Here is a 15,600-nt window from a genome sequence, read left to right on the forward strand (position 1 = left end):
ATCCATTACCGGACACCCCACCGTGGAGTTCAACGCTTCCCGTCACCATTTGCCGCGCTTCCGCCTGTCCACCGCTGCCGACCTGTGCGTGGAAACCGTGTCGGTCGCGTCCGACACCACCAACCTGAGCGTGCTGGAACTGTTTACCGAGCGGCGCGAACTAATGAGCTTGCCCGTACTGGAAAATCAGCGCCCTATCGGGCTGATCAGCCGTAACATCTTTCTGTCGCAGATGTCCAAGCCCTATTACCACGAGCTGTATGGCAAGAAGAGCTGCATCGCTTTCATGGACAAGGACCCGCTCATCGTTGACGGCGCCATGAGTATCGAAGAGCTCACCTTCCGCGCGGTGGAATCGGGCGAGAAAGCGCTGGCCGATGGTTTCATCGTCAGCCGCGCGGGCGGACTGGCCGGTGTGGGCTTTGGCCTGCAGCTGATGAACGTGGTGGCCAACATGCAGGCGGAAAAAAACCGCCAGATCATGCATTCGATCGCCTACGCCAGCGTGATCCAGCGCTCGTTGCTGCGCCCTTCCGAGCTGGCGCTGGCAGCAGCCGTGCCGGACGCCCATCTGGAATGGCAGCCGCGCGATGTGGTGGGCGGCGACTTCTACCATTTTGCCCAGTATCCGCAGGGCTGGTTTGGCGCCATCGCCGACTGCACGGGACATGGTGTACCGGGTGCATTCATGACGCTGATTACCTCGTCCATACTGTCGCAGGCGCTGGCGCAACTGGGCCCCGCCGATCCGGCTGCCCTGCTGGCCGAGGTAAGCCGCGGCGTGAAAAACATGCTGGGCCAGCAGGATAGCAATGGCGTCACCAGCGGCTCCAACGATGGCATGGATGCGGGCTTTATCTGGTATGACCGCGCCAGCAGCACCCTGCACTACGCTGGCGCGCGTCTGGCGCTGTATCTGCTGGCGCCCGATGCGGCGGCAGTGCAGAGCATCGACGGCGAACGCATGGGCGTGGGCTATACCGATACCCCGGCCGATTATCAGTGGCGCAATCTGGCCATACCGCTGGCGCCCGGCAGTCTGCTGCTGCTCACCACCGACGGGCTCATCGATCAGATCGGCGGCAGCCGCGAAATCGCCTACGGCAAGCGGCGCATGCGCGACGTCATGCTGGCGCAGCGCCACGCCAGCGCAGCGCAGGCCGGCGCCGCCCTGCTGGCCGACTTCCTCGTGTGGCAAGGCGAGCAGCCGCGCCGCGACGATCTGACCTTTTTCTGTTTCCGCACCTAGGAGCACCGCTTTGCTGTACGAAGAATTCAATGACTTCTGGGATGTGGCACGCAAGCGCCACATCATCTTCTTTTACGTGGGCTATTTCTCGCAGCACGTCGTGGCGGCCATTGCAGAAACCATCAAGGCCAGACTCGATACCGCCGGCGCCGCCGGTCCTACGCGGCGGCGTATCTTCTCCTCGTTCGTGGAAATGTCGCAGAACATCATGCACTACTCGTCCGACACGCTTACGCCGGGACAGGAACATACGGGCCAGATGCGGCGCGGCTCGTTCTGCATCGGCATGAAGGACGACAGCTTCTTTCTGCTGTGCGCCAATCCGGTCGACAGCACCAGCGTGGAGCGCATCCGCCAGCGCCTCGAACCGCTGCACAGCATGACCATGGACGAAATCAAATCCGCCTATAAAAAAGCCTTGCGCGACGAAGCGCCCAGCGACAGCAAGGGTGCCGGCCTGGGCTTTCTGACCATGGCGCGCGACGCCAGCGAACCACTGGAATTCGAGTTCGTGCAGGAAGCCCATGCGCCAGACACTACGGTGTTCTGCATCAAGGCGATCATCTAATTCAGTACTGGAACCGTTATGCAAGCACTCTATCTCAGCGCCACGCCCACTTCGCCGGAAGTCGACTTCCGCTTCGATCAGCATATCCTGTCGATCAAGGGCGAATCCTATCCGGAAAATGCCGCTGCTTTCTACAGCCCGCTGATCGCGCAGGTCCAGAGCTATCTCGACGCCTGCGATAAGCAGCAGATCAGTGTTAATGTATCGCTGGCCTACTTCAACAGTTCCAGCACCAAGATGCTGTTCGCCTTCTTCGACGCGCTGAATCAGGCCGCCCTGGCCGGAAACGAGGTGCAGCTGAACTGGTACCACGACGAGGAAGACGACACCATCCTCGAATTCGGCGAAGAGCTGCGCGACGATTTCACCGCGCTGGTGTTCCGCGCCCATGCCGTGAGTGGCCAGTGATGCACGCCGATCTGTTTGCCCAGGAAAGCGCTGCGCTGGCCCAGGCCCGTGCCGCCTGTGCAGACCCGCAGGCCGATGCCCGCGCCGCACTGGCCACCCTGATCGCCCATTACGAGCGCATGATGCGCGAGAGCCGCCGCCTGATCCGCCGCAGCGACCGCGCCGAACTCGATATGAATCTGATGAACCGCCAGCTGTGCGAGCTCGCCCAGCAGCTCGAATACCGCGCAACGCACGACACGCTGACGGGGGCGCTGAATCGCGGCGCCATCATCGATTGCGCCACGCAGGCGCTGGAACAGGGCGATCTGGCCCTGATCGTGCTCGATATCGATCACTTCAAATGGATTAACGACGATTTCGGCCACCCGGCCGGCGATGCCGTGATACAGACGGTGGTAAGCTGTCTGCAGCAGTTGCTGGGGCCCGAGGTCCACATCGGCCGTGTGGGCGGGGAAGAATTTTCTGTCGTCTGGCCTACCAGCGAACCGGGCGAAGCGCAGGCGGTGGGTGTGCGCATCTGCGATGCGATTGCCGATCAGGTATTCGCCGCCCCGATCGACCGCCAGATCACGGCCAGCGTGGGCATCAGCTGGGCGCCGCGCGGCAGCAGCTTTGAAACCATCTACAGCCACGCCGATGAAGCGCTGTATGCAGCCAAGCGCGCCGGCCGTAACTGCGTACGCAGCCATACCGATAACGCAGGCAATCCGCTGCTGGCAGCAGTAGCCTAGCGGCAGACCAGGCCGGCGCGCTATTTGACGCGCTGCTTTTCCAGCTTGCGCGCCAGCGTGCGACGGTGCATGCCGAGCCGGCGTGCTGCTTCCGAAATATTGAAATCCGTCTCGGCCAGCACGGTATGGATATGTTCCCACTCCAGCGTCTTGACAGACGTGGCGCGATTGGTCAGTTCCAGCTCCGCAGCGCCGGCCACGTGCTCGAACGCCGCTTCGATATCGTCGGTATTGGATGGCTTGGCCAGATACTGGCAGGCCCCCAGCTTGATGGCTTCCACTGCCGTATTGATGCTGGCGAAACCCGTCAGTACCACGATCAGCATGGCCGCATCGTGCTGGTGCAGCATCTGCACGCAAGCCAGTCCCGACGAATTGCCCTTGAGCTTGAGGTCCACCACGGCGTAGCCGGGATGGTGCTCGACCAGTACCGCGCTGGCTTCGTCCACATTTTCGGCCAGCAGCACTTTGTAGCCGCGCCGTTCGAAGGAACGGCACAGCGTACGGGCGAACGCTGCGTCGTCTTCGACCAGCAGCAGTACGCGTTGTTCAATAGTCATGTTGTTGCGTTTCCGATTTGATTTCTATCGCCGATACGGGCAGCGTCAAGCGCACCACCGCACCGCCTTGCGGCAGATTGTGCGCCGTGACAGTGCCACCCAGCGTGCGCGCCACATTCACCACCAGGAACAGGCCAAGGCCGCCGCCGGGGCGTCCCTTACTGGAATTATAGGGCTTACCGAACTGGGCGAGTATGTTGGGCGGAAAACCGGGGCCCGCATCGGTCACCTGCAGCACCAGCATGCCCTGCTCGCAAGCTGCTTCCAGCCGCAGCCAGTGGGGCGACGCCTCCAGCGCATTATCGAGCACATTGCAGATCATCTGCTTGAGGGTGGAATCGGACACCACGGGGAAATCAGCGGCAATCTGCTTATCGAAGATGAACTGCACCACCGGACGGCCATAGCGCCATTCGGCCACCGTCTCGTCGAGGAAAGTGTTGATGGTGGTAGCGGCGGAAGATTCTCCGCGCGCTTCGCCGGCCGACAGCAGGATGCCGCTGACGATGCTCTTGCAGCGTTTGAGCTGGGTCTGCATTTCGGCCACATCGCCCAGCAACTCGGGATTGTTCTTGAACTCGGGCATACGCTTCCAGTCACCGAGTATCACGGCCAGCGTGGCCAGCGGCGTGCCCAGTTCGTGGGCGGCACCGGAAGCGAGCAGTCCCATGCGGATGATGTGTTCTTCTTCGGCAGCGCGCTGGCGCAGATCGGCCAGCTTGGCGGAACTGGCGCGGACGTTATCGGTAATGCGGGTGATGAACACCACCAGCAGTGCAGCGTCGAGCACGAAGCACAGCAGCATGCCCTGCACATACAGGCTGGAGATGCCGTTGGCATGATCAAGCGGCAGCGCGAGCGGCTGGGAAAACAGCGCCAGCCCGGCAATACAGGCGCCCGTCACGCCCACGATGACCCAGGTAGACCAGCGCTCCAGCAGCACGGCGCCCAGTATGACCTGTAACAGATACAGGAACACAAACGGATTGGTGGCGCCCCCGCTCAGGTAGAGCTGGGCGGTGAGACTGGCCACATCGACCAGCAAGGCCAGCAGCAGCTCGCCGTTCGACACCACCTGATTTTCCTGCCAGCGCAGCGTGCTGGCAATGTTGAAGGCGATCAGGCAGGCCAGCACGTTGAGCATCAGCGCCATCGGCAGCGCCACGTCGTACACCAGCGATGCCATCGCGATGGTGGTGATCTGGCCCACCACGGCGATCCAGCGCAGCTGTATCAGTTGCTGCATGTTCTGGTGGCCGGCAGCATGGGTGATCGTGCTGGCCTCCTGCGTCGCGCCGGTCGCACGCGTGCTTAGTGCGTCTGGCGCTGGGCTGGCGGGCTTGCCGCCAGTGTGCTCTCCGCTGTGTTTCGCCATTGCTGCCTTCTCATCATTAAGCTCTGTTCCAGCGCCGCGCATCGCGCGACATCCACCACGTGATACCGGCCACCATCAGAGCCAGCCCGTACCATGTGACAGCATAAACCAAATGGTTGTTGGGGAAGGAAATTACTGTCAGCCCGCCGACCGGATGGGCTAGCGAACTCCCCGCCCCCTGCCGGTCGGAAGGCCGCAAGGCTTCCGCATCGCTGCCGCTCTGCAGCTGCTGGCCCGGTGCAGCATCGGCGTCGACGAAATACGGCGCAACTGCGCTCAGGCCCAGCGCCTGTGCCATGGCCGTCACATCGCGCGAATACCAGCGCCCTGCTGCCGCTTCGTTAGCGCGCAGGAAGCCGCCGCGCGCCTCGCTCAGACGCAGCAGGCCGGTGATGGCGACGGCCGGGCCGGCGGCGCCAGCGCTTTTGCAGGCTGCGGCGGTGGCATGAGCCGGTGCCGGCAGCGCGCGCGCGGCTTCCGTCGTGACGTAACCGCGGTTGACCAGTACCACCGAGCCGTCGACCAGACAGAGCGGCGTCATCAGCCAGTAGCCGCTACCAAGCGAGGTAACAGCCTGCACCTTGCTGGTCAGTTCATACAGCAGCACGCCATTGAGCAGCACATGGCGGTATTCGTCACTGGCTGCGCTGATCTGCGCCCAGTGCGAGGGAGGCGGAGGAAAATCCGGCTCTGCGTGGACCCGCTGGTTCACCCTCTCGATCAGGTCCAGCTTCCATTGCAGCCGGTAGACCTGCCAGGTGCCCAAAGCGAAAAAGCCTGCACAGAGCAGGCTTGCAATCGCTAGCAGGACAACACGCAAAGCCCGGTTGCGCTGGGGCGCCGGACTTTGCGTCGTCATCATTACATGGCGTGCGTGGCTTCGGTCATGCCAGGCATCATGTTGTGGTTGAGGTGGTACATCACCCAGATCGAACCGCTCATGGCGATCACTACCATCATCACCGTGAACAGCAGAGCCAGCATATTCCAGCCGCCTTCCGACTTCGAGTTCATGTGCAGGAAGTAGACCATGTGGACCACGATCTGCACCGCCCCCAGCGCCAGCAGCACGAAGGCCGCGGTACTGGAGCTGGCGAAGACCTTGCCCATCACCAGCCAGAACGGAATCGCCGTCAGGATCACCGACAGGATGAAACCGGTGGCGTAGCTGCCCAGACTGCCGTGGTCGTGGTCGTCATGGTGATCGTGGCCGTGGCGGTGATCGTCGTGGCCGTGGCCGTGTGCGTGGTTGCGATCGCTCATGGCAGAACTCCCATCAGGTAGACAAAGGTGAACACGCCGATCCAGACCACGTCGAGGAAGTGCCAGAACATCGACAGGCACATCAGACGGCGCTTGTTTTCAGGCGTCAGACCGTGTTTTTTCAACTGGAACATCAGCGTGACCAGCCAGACGATACCGAAGCTGACGTGCAGACCGTGGGTACCGACCAGTGCGAAGAACGAGGTCAGGAAACCGCTACGCTGCGGGCCGGCACCTTCGTGGATCAGGTGCACGAACTCGTACAGTTCGAGGTAGATAAAGCCGCAGCCCAGCAGACCGGTCACGGCCAGCCAGATCAGCACCAGACGCAGATTTTTCTTCTGCATTTCCAGCATGGCAAAGCCATAGGTAATCGAGGACAGCAGCAGCAGCGAAGTGTTCAGCGCCACCAGTGGCAGGTCGAACAGTTCGGCGCCCGATGGGCCGCCGGCATAGTTACGGCCCAGTACAGCATAGGTCGCAAACAGACAGGCGAAGATCAGGCAGTCGCTCATCAGGTACAGCCAGAAGCCCAGCAGCGTGCCGTTCTCTGGATGGTGCTCGCGCACGAAGAAGCGCGAGCTGACGTCGGTAGCGGTGGTATTAGACATGGCTCTCCAGCAGACGAGTGCGAGCTTCTTCCGTGCGGGTCACGTCGGCCGCAGGGATGTAGTAATCGCGTTTGTAGTTAAAGGTGTGAACGATGACAGCCACCACCAGTGCCACGAAGGACAGCACGGCCGGCAGCCACATCTGCCAGATCAGGCAGAAGCCGACCACGAAGCTGATGGCCGAGATGATGAAACCGGCACCAGTGTTCTTCGGCATGTGGATGGCCAGGAAGTCTTTCAGCGGACGGGTGTAGCCGGCCTTCTTCATGTCGGCCCAGGCGTCGTTGTCATGCACGCGCGGCGTAAAGGCGAAGTTGTAGTCTGGCGGTGGCGACGACGTCGACCATTCCAGCGTACGGCCGCCCCATGGGTCGCCCGTTACATCGCGCAGTTCCTTGCGGCGCAGGAAGGAGACGAAGAACTGGATCAGCATGGCCGCAACGCCGACCGCGATCAGGGCAGCGCCCAGTGCAGCGATGATGAACCAGATGCGCAGCGAAGGATCTTCGAAGTGGCTCATGCGGCGGGTCACGCCCATCAGGCCCAGCACGTACAGCGGCATGAAGGCCAGATAGAAGCCCGGTACCCAGCACCAGAACGATACTTTGCCCCAGAACTCGTCGAGCTTGTAGCCGAAGGCTTTAGGGAACCAGAAGTTGATGCCGGCGAACAGACCGAACAGCACGCCACCGATAATCACGTTGTGGAAGTGGGCGATCAGGAACAGCGAGTTGTGCAGCACGAAGTCGGCCGGTGGCACAGCCAGCAGCACGCCCGTCATACCGCCGATCACGAAGGTGACCATGAAGGCCACGGTCCACATCATCGGCAGTTCGTAACGGATACGGCCGTGGTACATGGTGAACAGCCAGTTGAAGATCTTGGCACCGGTCGGGATCGAGATGATCATGGTGGTGATGCCGAAGAAGGAGTTGACGCTGGCGCCGGAACCCATGGTGAAGAAGTGGTGCAGCCATACCAGATACGACAGGATGGTGATCACGACAGTGGCGTACACCATCGAGGTGTAGCCGAACAGACGCTTGCTGCAGAAGGTGGACACCACTTCCGAGAAGATGCCGAACACTGGCAGTACCAGGATGTAGACCTCAGGGTGGCCCCAGATCCAGATCAGGTTCACATACATCATGGCGTTGCCGCCGAAGTCGTTGGTGAAGAAGTTGGTGCCGAACATGCGGTCGATCGACAGCATGCCCAGAACGGCGGTCAGTACCGGGAAGGCAGCCACGATCAGCACGTTGGTGCACAGTGCGGTCCAGGTGAAGACCGGCATTTTCATCAGGCTCATGCCCGGTGCGCGCATCTTGACGATGGTAACGATCAGGTTGACACCGGACAGCAGTGTACCCACCCCGGCAATCTGCAGCGACCAGATGTAGTAGTCCACCCCCACGTCAGGGCTGGCCAGTATGCCGGACAGGGGCGGATAGGCCAGCCAGCCGGTACGGGCGAATTCGCCGACGAACAGCGAAGCCATGGTCAGCATGCCGCCGAACACGGACATCCAGAACGAGAAGTTATTCAGGAACGGGAAAGCCACGTCGCGCGCGCCGATCTGCAGCGGCACCACGTAGTTCATGAAGCCCGTTACCAGCGGCATCGCTACGAAGAAAATCATGATCACGCCGTGGGCGGTGAACACTTGATCGTAGTGGTGCGGTGGCAAAAAGCCGGTGCTGTCGCCGAACGACAGTACCTGCTGGGCGCGCATCATGACGGCGTCGGCAAAGCCGCGCAGCAGCATGATCAGGCCGAAGATCATGTACATGATACCGATCTTCTTGTGGTCGATGGAGGTGATCCAGTCGCGCCACAGCGGGCCCCACAGTTTGAATTTGGTGATAGCACCGAGCACGGCCAGCGCGCCCAGCGCCACCATAGCAAAGGTGCCGATCAGGATAGGCTCATGGTACGGAATCGCTTCCCAGCTTAGCCGGCCCAAGATCAGCTTGGTCAGAGTCATTTCTTCGTGCATGGTCAGTTCTTCTTGGTTGGGGTGATGCAAACTTCATCGATGCTGGCCTGGGCGATGCGGCGGGCGCTGCGTTCTGCGGCCAGCGAAACACTGGTGGCAGCGCGGGTAGCGCGGGCTTCATCTTCTGCAACCATTTCGCGGATGCAGGTGGCATTGCGGTCGACACAGCGGTTGACGATAGCTTCGTACAGATCGGCATCGACTTTGCCGAAGCGGCGTACCGGCCCGCGTTCGCTAGGCTTGGCCACTTCGGTGTAGGTGGCGCGGTCCAGCGTTTCGCTGCTGGCGCGGGTGCTGTCTACCCACTTGTCGAAATCGGCCTGTGTGGTGCCGTAGAACTTGAAGCGCATGTGCGAGAAGCCGGCGCCGCTGTAGTTGGCGGAGAAGCCTTCGTACACGCCCGCCTTGTTGATGACAGCGTTCAGCTGGGTTTCCATGCCCGGCATGGCGTAGATCTGGCCGGCCAGTGCAGGAATGTAGAACGAGTTCATCACTTCGGTCGCCGTGATCTTGAAGCGTACGGGCACATCCACCGGAGCGTACAGCTCGTTAATGGTCGCCACGCCCTGCTCAGGGTAGATAAACAGCCATTTCCAGTCCAGCGCCACCACTTCCACTTCCAGCGGCTTGACGGCGGCCGAAACGGGACGGCTGGCATCGAGGCGCGTCAGCGGACGGTAAGGGTCCAGCAAGTGGGTGCTGATCCAGGTCAGCAGACCCAGCGCGATGATGATCAGCAGCGGCGCACCCCAGATCACCAGTTCCAGACGGGTCGAGTGATCCCAGTCGGGCTCGTACTTGGCCGCAGTGTTGTTTTTGCGGTAACGCCACGCAAACAGCAGCGTCAGGACGATGACGGGTACGATAATCAGCAACATCAGAGCAGTAGACACCATGATCAGGTGGCTTTGTTGCTGGGCAATATCTCCGGACGGATTCATGACGACTGTATTGCATCCTGCAAGCGCAATAAGTGCGGCAACGAACAGCCCGCGTTGGGCGAGTTTATGTATCATGCGATAAAAGTGCTGTACAGAGTGGGAGGATCGTGCCACTGTACACACAACACCAAATTATTGGGATTGGACACTTTGTCCTACCCTGTGGCCCATCCTGAATTTGATGTTGCGCAGCACTTATAAAATAAACAACTAGTGAGACAAAGATTATGGCCAACATGAATACACCTCATGGGGGCAGCATCGCTGCCGATTTTCCTCCACACCAAAGTGCGGACGACGCACGGCGGATCAACACAGACGATCACGCAATTTCACCGGGTGAAATTGCCGTCGGCGTGGTGATAGGCCGGGCCTCCGAGTACTTTGACTTCTTTGTCTATGCCATTGCCTCAGTGCTGGTATTCCCGTCCATGCTATTCCCGTTCGACGGGCGGCTGGAAGGAACGTTGTACGCATTCACTATATTTGCTTTTGCTTTCATTGCAAGGCCGATAGGCACCGTCATTTCGATGGCCATCCAGCGGCGCTACGGGCGCGAAGTCAAGCTCACTGTTGCATTATTCCTACTCGGCTCGACCACGGCCGGCATCGCTTTCCTGCCCACCTACACCGAAATCGGGGTGTATGCCATTATCATTCTGTCCATCCTGCGGATAGGACAAGGTCTGGCGCTCGGCGGTTCGTGGGATGGTCTGCCGTCCTTGCTGGCGCTGAATGCGCCGGAAGAAAAGCGCGGCTGGTACGCCATGCTGGGCCAGCTGGGCGCACCGGTGGGCTTCTTCCTCGCCGCCGGCCTGTTCTGGTACCTGCTTGGCAACCTCACGGATCTGGACTTTATGGACTGGGGCTGGCGTTATCCCTTCTACGTGGCCTTTGCCATTAACGTGGTGGCACTGTTTGCCCGTCTGCGCCTGATTTCCACCAACGAATACACCCATTTGCTGGAAGAGCGCGAACTGCAGCCTACCAGCGTGATCGAAATGGCCCGTTCGCAAGGCCGCAACCTGATCATCGGCGCCCTTGCCGCTCTGGCCAGCTATGCCCTGTTCCACCTGGTGACGGTGTTCCCGCTGTCGTGGATCACCATCTATTCGCCCCGTAACATGACGGACTTCCTCGCCACCCAGATGCTGGGCGTGGTGCTGATGGCGATCGGCGTGGTCGCTTCCGGCATCATTGCCGACCGCATCGGCCGCCGCCGCACGCTCGGTACGCTGGCTTCGCTGATCGCCGTGTTCAGCGTGTTCGTGCCGATGATGCTCGATGGTGGCGAAGCTGGCCAGAACACCTTCATCATGGTGGGCTTCGCGCTGCTGGGCCTGTCCTACGGCCAGGCTGCCGGTGCCGTCACGGCCAACTTCCCGTCGCAGTATCGCTACACGGGCGCCGCCTTCACCTCCGATCTGGCGTGGCTGGTGGGCGCAGGCTTTGCTCCGCTGGTGGCACTGGGCGTCTCCTCGCAGTTCGGTCTGGCTTACGTCGGCCTGTACCTGCTGTCCGGTGCTGTCTGCTCGCTGGCCGCCCTGAGCCTGAACCGCGCACTCGACATCCGTAACTAATTAGTCCACCCTGCCCCACCCCGACGCCAGCGCACGGATTTTCCGGCGCTGGCGTTTTTACATTGAAAACATGGCAAAATAGCCAGCTTTTGATACGAGGGGAGTCCCATGAAAGTAGCAATCGTCGGCGCCGGCGCCATCGGCGGCTTTATCGGCACACGGCTGGCACGCGCAGGCCAGTGCCAGCTGAGTGCTTACGCGCGTGGCGCAACCCTGGCTGCGCTGCACCAGCATGGCTGGCGCCTGCAGATGGGCGACGAATTGCTGCAAGCCCCCTGTCACGCCAGCGACGACGCGAGCAAACTCGGCGTGCAGGATGTGCTGATTATCGCGGTCAAAGGCCAGTCGCTGGCCGCTGTGGCGCGGCAGATCACCCCCATGATGGGCCCGCAAACGGTCATTCTACCGGCCATGAATGGCGTGCCGTGGTGGTTCGGTCAGGGCAGCACCCGCATGGGCAGCGAAGCGCTGCAAAGCGTCGATCCTGGCGGCCTGATTGCCGCCACCCTGCCCGCTACGCAGGTATTGGGCTGCGTGGTCCATGCCAGCACTTCCACACCGGAAGCAGGTCTGGTCAGCCATAAGATGGGCAACGGGCTGATAATCGGCGAGCCGGATGGCAGCCTGTCGCCTCGCGCCGAGGCACTGGGCCAGCTCTTGCGGACGGCCGGTTTCGAGGTCAAGGTGACGGCCAATATCCGCCAGGATATCTGGTACAAGCTGTGGGGCAATATGACGCTCAATCCCGTTTCCGCCATCACCGGCGCAACGGCTGACCGCATCCTCGATGACCAGCTGGTGGCCGAGTTCTGCCGCGCCGCCATGCGCGAGGCGCAGCAGATCGGCGCACTGATCGGCTGCCCTATCGCGGAAACGCCGGAACAGCGCCATCTTGTGACGCGCAAACTGGGCGCCTTCAAAAGCTCGATGTTGCAGGACGCCGAAGGCGGACGCAGTCTGGAACTCGATGCGCTGGTGACTGCGGTACGCGAAATCGGCCAGCGGGTCGGCGTGGCCACGCCTTTCATCGATGCCGTGCTGGGTCTGACCCGCCTGTTTGGGCGCGTGCACGGTCTGTATCCGCAGGCTTGACGGGACAGCGGCCCCGGCAACGTTGCGCAAATGCCTCAATGTTGCCATACCGGCCACACCAGTTTCTCCAGTGACTAGCGCCGCATGACTCGTCCAGCCATGTGTTTGGCTCCCCAAGCCAGTCTATAGCATCCGGAAATAAAGTGGTTTCGCTCTAAGATCGGTTCATTGCAGTATTGATACCGTATCCGAGAACACTATGAAGCCAGCCTTGAATGTGCACGCGGCGCTGTCCGGCAAACGCGTCCTGATTACCGGAAGTACCGGCTTTCTCGCCAAAGTCGTGCTGGAAAAGCTGGTGCGCAGCGTGCCCGACATCGGCCGCATCATCCTGCTGATCCGCGCTGGCGCCAACGGCAGCGACGCGCGCCAGCGCTTTGAACGCGATATCGCCACCTCGTCCATCTTCGATCGCCTGCGTGCCGAGCAGCCTGCCTATCTGGCCCGGTTCTTTGCCGAGCGCATCGAGTGCGTGACGGGCGAGGTCACGGCGCCGTGGTTCGGCCTGCCGTCGGCAGAGTTCCACGCACTGGCGCGGCGCGTCGATCTGGTGATCAATGCTGCGGCCAGCGTGAACTTCCGCGAGGCGCTCGATGAAGCGCTGGCGATCAATGCGCAAAGCGTCGAGCATATTGCCGAGCTGACCCATGCCAACCATGCGCCGCTGGTGCAGGTATCGACCTGCTATGTCAACGGCTACAACCGGGGCGATATGCGCGAGCAGAACGTGACGCCGGCGCGCGCATCGATACCCCGTCATGGCGACGGCTATTACGACCTGTATGCGCTGCAGAAGCATCTCGAACACCGCATCGCACAGGTGCGCGCCAGCACCAGTGATGCGGCAGAACTGGAACGGCGCCTGACCGAACTGGGCATCGCCGAAGCTAACTACCACGGCTGGAACGACACCTACACCTTCACCAAATGGATGGGCGAGCAGCTGGCCATGCGCGCCATGCGCGGCCGTGCACTGACTATCGTGCGCCCCTCCATCATCGAAAGCACGCTGCAGGAACCGGTGCCAGGCTGGATCGAGGGCGTCAAAGTGGCCGACGCCATCATTCTTGCCTACGCGCGCGGTAAGACCAGCTTCTTCCCGGCCAAGGCCGACGAAATCGTCGACATCGTTCCCGCCGATATCGTCGCCAACAGCGTGCTGCTGGCCGCTGCCGAAGCCATGCTGGAAGCGCCGGCCACACGCATCTATCAGGCTTGTACCGGCTCCTCCCAACCCATCACGGTGGGTGGCGTCATCGAACTGATACAGGGCGAATCGCAGCGCAACTGGCAGCAGTACGAACGTCTGTTCTACCGCCAGCCCAAGCATAATTTCCGCGTCGTCAGCCGCCCTGTGTTTCTGCTCCTGCTGCGTGCCATGCGCCTGGCTGCCACCGGCTGGAGCGGCATACGCCGCCTGCTGGGAGCTGGCGATACGCCCAGACTGGAAGCCCTGCGCACCACCCAGCTACTGGCGCTGACGTTCTCGTTCTACACGGCGCCGCGCTACACCTTCCACAATAGTTCGCTGATGGCGCTGGCGCGCCGCTTCGGCAGCGAAGAGCGCGCCCGCTTCAATGTCGATAGTACGCGTATCGACTGGCGGGAATACCTGTGCCACATCCACATGGCGGGGCTGAACCGCTATGCCCTGCGGCCACGGGCACCGAAATCCGCCGAGGCGCAGGCCGCGGCAGCCGCAGTACCCGAGGCAGCGCAGACTGCCCAGCATGCAGTAGAACAGGCGGCACCGGCAACGCCGTTATAAAAAAACAGATGGACGCCGCCACAGATGCGGCGCCACAGGAGGAGACAGCAGCACATGAGCAAAGCAAACGCAGCCCCAGCGGCCATGACCCGGCGCGACTATGCATGGCACCGCATGGACACCGCGCGCAATCTGATGGTCATCAACAGTATCCTGCTGTTCGAGGGTGCAGTCGATATGGAACGACTGGTATCGACCATCGCTCTCCGCCTGCCCAACTATCCGCGCTTTACCCAGAAGGTCGTGCAGCGCCATGGCCGCCCCCACTGGGTGGAGGACGACAGCTTCGACATCAATCGTCATATCAAGCTGGAGCAGATGGCACAGGATGTCAGCCGCGCCGACCTGCAGAGCCATATGACGCGCCTGGCCCACCTGCCGCTGGAACGCGACCGTCCCATGTGGCATATGACGGTGCTCGATCGCGTCAACGGTGGCCACGCCATCGTCTTCCGCGTGCACCACTGCATAACCGACGGACTAGGTCTGGTCCATGTGCTGAACCACCTGACCGACGACAACGGCCTGCATGGCCGCACCCCGTCGCCAGTGGGTCACCCGCACCGCGCTACGGTGGCGCATAACGCCGTCTGTTCGGCCGTGGCGCGCGGGATTTCGTGGCTGAAGATCGCCTTCCACGTCAGCCGTCTGTCGCTACTGTGGCCCGATGCGCATAGCCGCTTCAAAGCGCCGATGACAGGTGAAAAGCAGCTGGTCTGGCTGCCGCCGCTGGATATGGAGCGGGTCCGTGCCATGTCCAAGCGCATGGGCGTGACGCTCAACGACGTGTGGGTAGCTGCCGTTTCGGGCGCCTTGCGCAAATATCTCGATGAACATGGCCAGCGTCCGGACGGCCGTGCCCTGCGCGCTGCGGTCACCTTCAACCTGCGCGAGAAAGCCAACGCCTTCCAGCTCGGCAATGAATTCGGTCTGGTGGCAGTCGATCTGCCGACCAATGTGGACGACCCGCGCCTGCGCCTACGTCAGGCCAGCGCGCGCATGACGGCCATCAAGCGCTCGCACCAGCCGCGCGCCACCATGGCCTTCCTGTCTATCGCCGGCTGCCTGCCTACGGCATTGCAGCACTTTGCCCTGAACCTGTTCACTTCGAAAGGCTCGGTGGTACTGACCAATATCGAAGGGCCGGTGAGCCGCCGCTATCTGGCTGGCTCGCGCATGACGGATCTGATCTGCTGGGTACCACAGGCGGGCAAGCTGGGCGTCGGTCTGGCCTTCATTTCCTACGCCGGCCAGATTCAGCTGGCCCTGTTTGTCGATACCGATCTGGTGCCTGATCCCGACCGGCTGATGGCACTCACCTACGAAGCCTTCGAAGAACTGCAGCTGGCCACCGCCGGCGCGGTGGCGCCACAGAGCAGTGCCGAACTGGCTGGCGGCACTGCCCTAGCTACTGGCTCCTGAATGCCGCCCAGCATCCGCTAGCCGCCATCATTT

Annotated in this window: 15 protein-coding genes; 8 read left to right on the plus strand and 7 right to left on the minus strand. The window is 61.7% G+C overall.

Annotated elements, in window-relative coordinates; genetic code table 11:
* The first annotated feature begins 22 nt into the window (after nucleotides 1–22).
* Genes GTP27_RS10330 through GTP27_RS10345 form a run of 4 tightly spaced genes read left to right on the plus strand, consistent with a single transcriptional unit; the run spans nucleotide 23 to nucleotide 2,959 of the window.
* Nucleotides 23–1,249: a SpoIIE family protein phosphatase gene (locus GTP27_RS10330; protein WP_161039104.1), complete on the plus strand. Its 1,227-nt coding sequence runs from the start codon at nucleotides 23–25 to the stop codon at nucleotides 1,247–1,249.
* 10 nt (nucleotides 1,250–1,259) lie between these two features.
* The gene (locus GTP27_RS10335; protein WP_161039105.1) at nucleotides 1,260–1,817 is read left to right on the plus strand and encodes a SiaB family protein kinase; all 558 of its coding nucleotides are present in this window, start codon (nucleotides 1,260–1,262) and stop codon (nucleotides 1,815–1,817) included.
* A gap of 18 nt (nucleotides 1,818–1,835) precedes the next feature.
* Nucleotides 1,836–2,225 carry a DUF1987 domain-containing protein gene (locus tag GTP27_RS10340; RefSeq protein WP_161039106.1) on the plus strand — a complete coding sequence of 130 codons (390 nt, stop codon included), beginning with the start codon at nucleotides 1,836–1,838 and terminating at the stop codon, nucleotides 2,223–2,225.
* The gene (locus GTP27_RS10345; RefSeq protein ID WP_161039107.1) at nucleotides 2,225–2,959 is read left to right on the plus strand and encodes a GGDEF domain-containing protein; all 735 of its coding nucleotides are present in this window, start codon (nucleotides 2,225–2,227) and stop codon (nucleotides 2,957–2,959) included. The genes GTP27_RS10340 and GTP27_RS10345 overlap by 1 nt, the downstream gene beginning before the upstream one ends.
* 20 nt (nucleotides 2,960–2,979) lie before the next feature.
* On the opposite strand, the gene GTP27_RS10350 is transcribed toward GTP27_RS10345, so the two are convergent.
* The 7 genes from GTP27_RS10350 to cyoA all read right to left on the minus strand — a co-directional run bounded on the left by GTP27_RS10350 (nucleotide 2,980) and on the right by cyoA (nucleotide 9,780).
* Entirely contained in the window at nucleotides 2,980–3,519 is a 540-nt protein-coding gene (locus GTP27_RS10350; protein ID WP_161039108.1) for a response regulator transcription factor, read from the minus strand.
* Nucleotides 3,509–4,894 carry an ATP-binding protein gene (locus GTP27_RS10355; RefSeq protein ID WP_161039109.1) on the minus strand — a complete coding sequence of 462 codons (1,386 nt, stop codon included), beginning with the start codon at nucleotides 4,892–4,894 and terminating at the stop codon, nucleotides 3,509–3,511. Before GTP27_RS10355 ends, GTP27_RS10350 begins: the two co-directional genes overlap by 11 nt.
* A 16-nt stretch (nucleotides 4,895–4,910) precedes the next feature.
* Entirely contained in the window at nucleotides 4,911–5,660 is a 750-nt protein-coding gene (locus GTP27_RS10360; RefSeq protein ID WP_229633637.1) for an SURF1 family protein, read from the minus strand.
* A 95-nt stretch (nucleotides 5,661–5,755) separates the two neighbouring features.
* Nucleotides 5,756–6,157: a cytochrome o ubiquinol oxidase subunit IV gene (gene cyoD, locus GTP27_RS10365; protein WP_161039111.1), complete on the minus strand. Its 402-nt coding sequence runs from the start codon at nucleotides 6,155–6,157 to the stop codon at nucleotides 5,756–5,758.
* Nucleotides 6,154–6,768: a cytochrome o ubiquinol oxidase subunit III gene (gene cyoC, locus GTP27_RS10370; RefSeq protein WP_161039112.1), complete on the minus strand. Its 615-nt coding sequence runs from the start codon at nucleotides 6,766–6,768 to the stop codon at nucleotides 6,154–6,156. The genes cyoD and cyoC overlap by 4 nt, the downstream gene beginning before the upstream one ends.
* Nucleotides 6,761–8,764 carry a cytochrome o ubiquinol oxidase subunit I gene (gene cyoB / locus GTP27_RS10375; RefSeq protein WP_161039113.1) on the minus strand — a complete coding sequence of 668 codons (2,004 nt, stop codon included), beginning with the start codon at nucleotides 8,762–8,764 and terminating at the stop codon, nucleotides 6,761–6,763. Before cyoB ends, cyoC begins: the two co-directional genes overlap by 8 nt.
* A 2-nt stretch (nucleotides 8,765–8,766) precedes the next feature.
* Complete coding sequence (cyoA, locus tag GTP27_RS10380) at nucleotides 8,767–9,780, minus strand: ubiquinol oxidase subunit II (protein ID WP_161039114.1); 1,014 nt, start codon at nucleotides 9,778–9,780, stop codon at nucleotides 8,767–8,769.
* Between the two features lie 152 nt (nucleotides 9,781–9,932).
* Between cyoA and GTP27_RS10385 the strand changes: the two genes are divergently transcribed.
* The 4 genes from GTP27_RS10385 to GTP27_RS10400 all read left to right on the plus strand — a co-directional run bounded on the left by GTP27_RS10385 (nucleotide 9,933) and on the right by GTP27_RS10400 (nucleotide 15,567).
* Nucleotides 9,933–11,285, plus strand: coding sequence for an MFS transporter (locus GTP27_RS10385; RefSeq protein WP_161039115.1), 1,353 nt, complete (start codon nucleotides 9,933–9,935; stop codon nucleotides 11,283–11,285).
* Between the two features lie 108 nt (nucleotides 11,286–11,393).
* Nucleotides 11,394–12,377 (plus strand): 2-dehydropantoate 2-reductase, encoded by a 984-nt coding sequence (locus GTP27_RS10390; RefSeq protein ID WP_161039116.1) that lies wholly within the window; start codon nucleotides 11,394–11,396, stop codon nucleotides 12,375–12,377.
* 199 nt (nucleotides 12,378–12,576) lie between these two features.
* Nucleotides 12,577–14,145, plus strand: coding sequence for a fatty acyl-CoA reductase (locus GTP27_RS10395; RefSeq protein WP_161039117.1), 1,569 nt, complete (start codon nucleotides 12,577–12,579; stop codon nucleotides 14,143–14,145).
* A gap of 54 nt (nucleotides 14,146–14,199) precedes the next feature.
* Nucleotides 14,200–15,567, plus strand: coding sequence for a wax ester/triacylglycerol synthase family O-acyltransferase (locus GTP27_RS10400; RefSeq protein WP_161039118.1), 1,368 nt, complete (start codon nucleotides 14,200–14,202; stop codon nucleotides 15,565–15,567).
* Nucleotides 15,568–15,600: the final 33 nt, after the last annotated feature.

The organism is Duganella qianjiadongensis, assembly GCF_009857915.1.
GTDB lineage: Bacteria > Pseudomonadota > Gammaproteobacteria > Burkholderiales > Burkholderiaceae_D > Rugamonas > Rugamonas qianjiadongensis.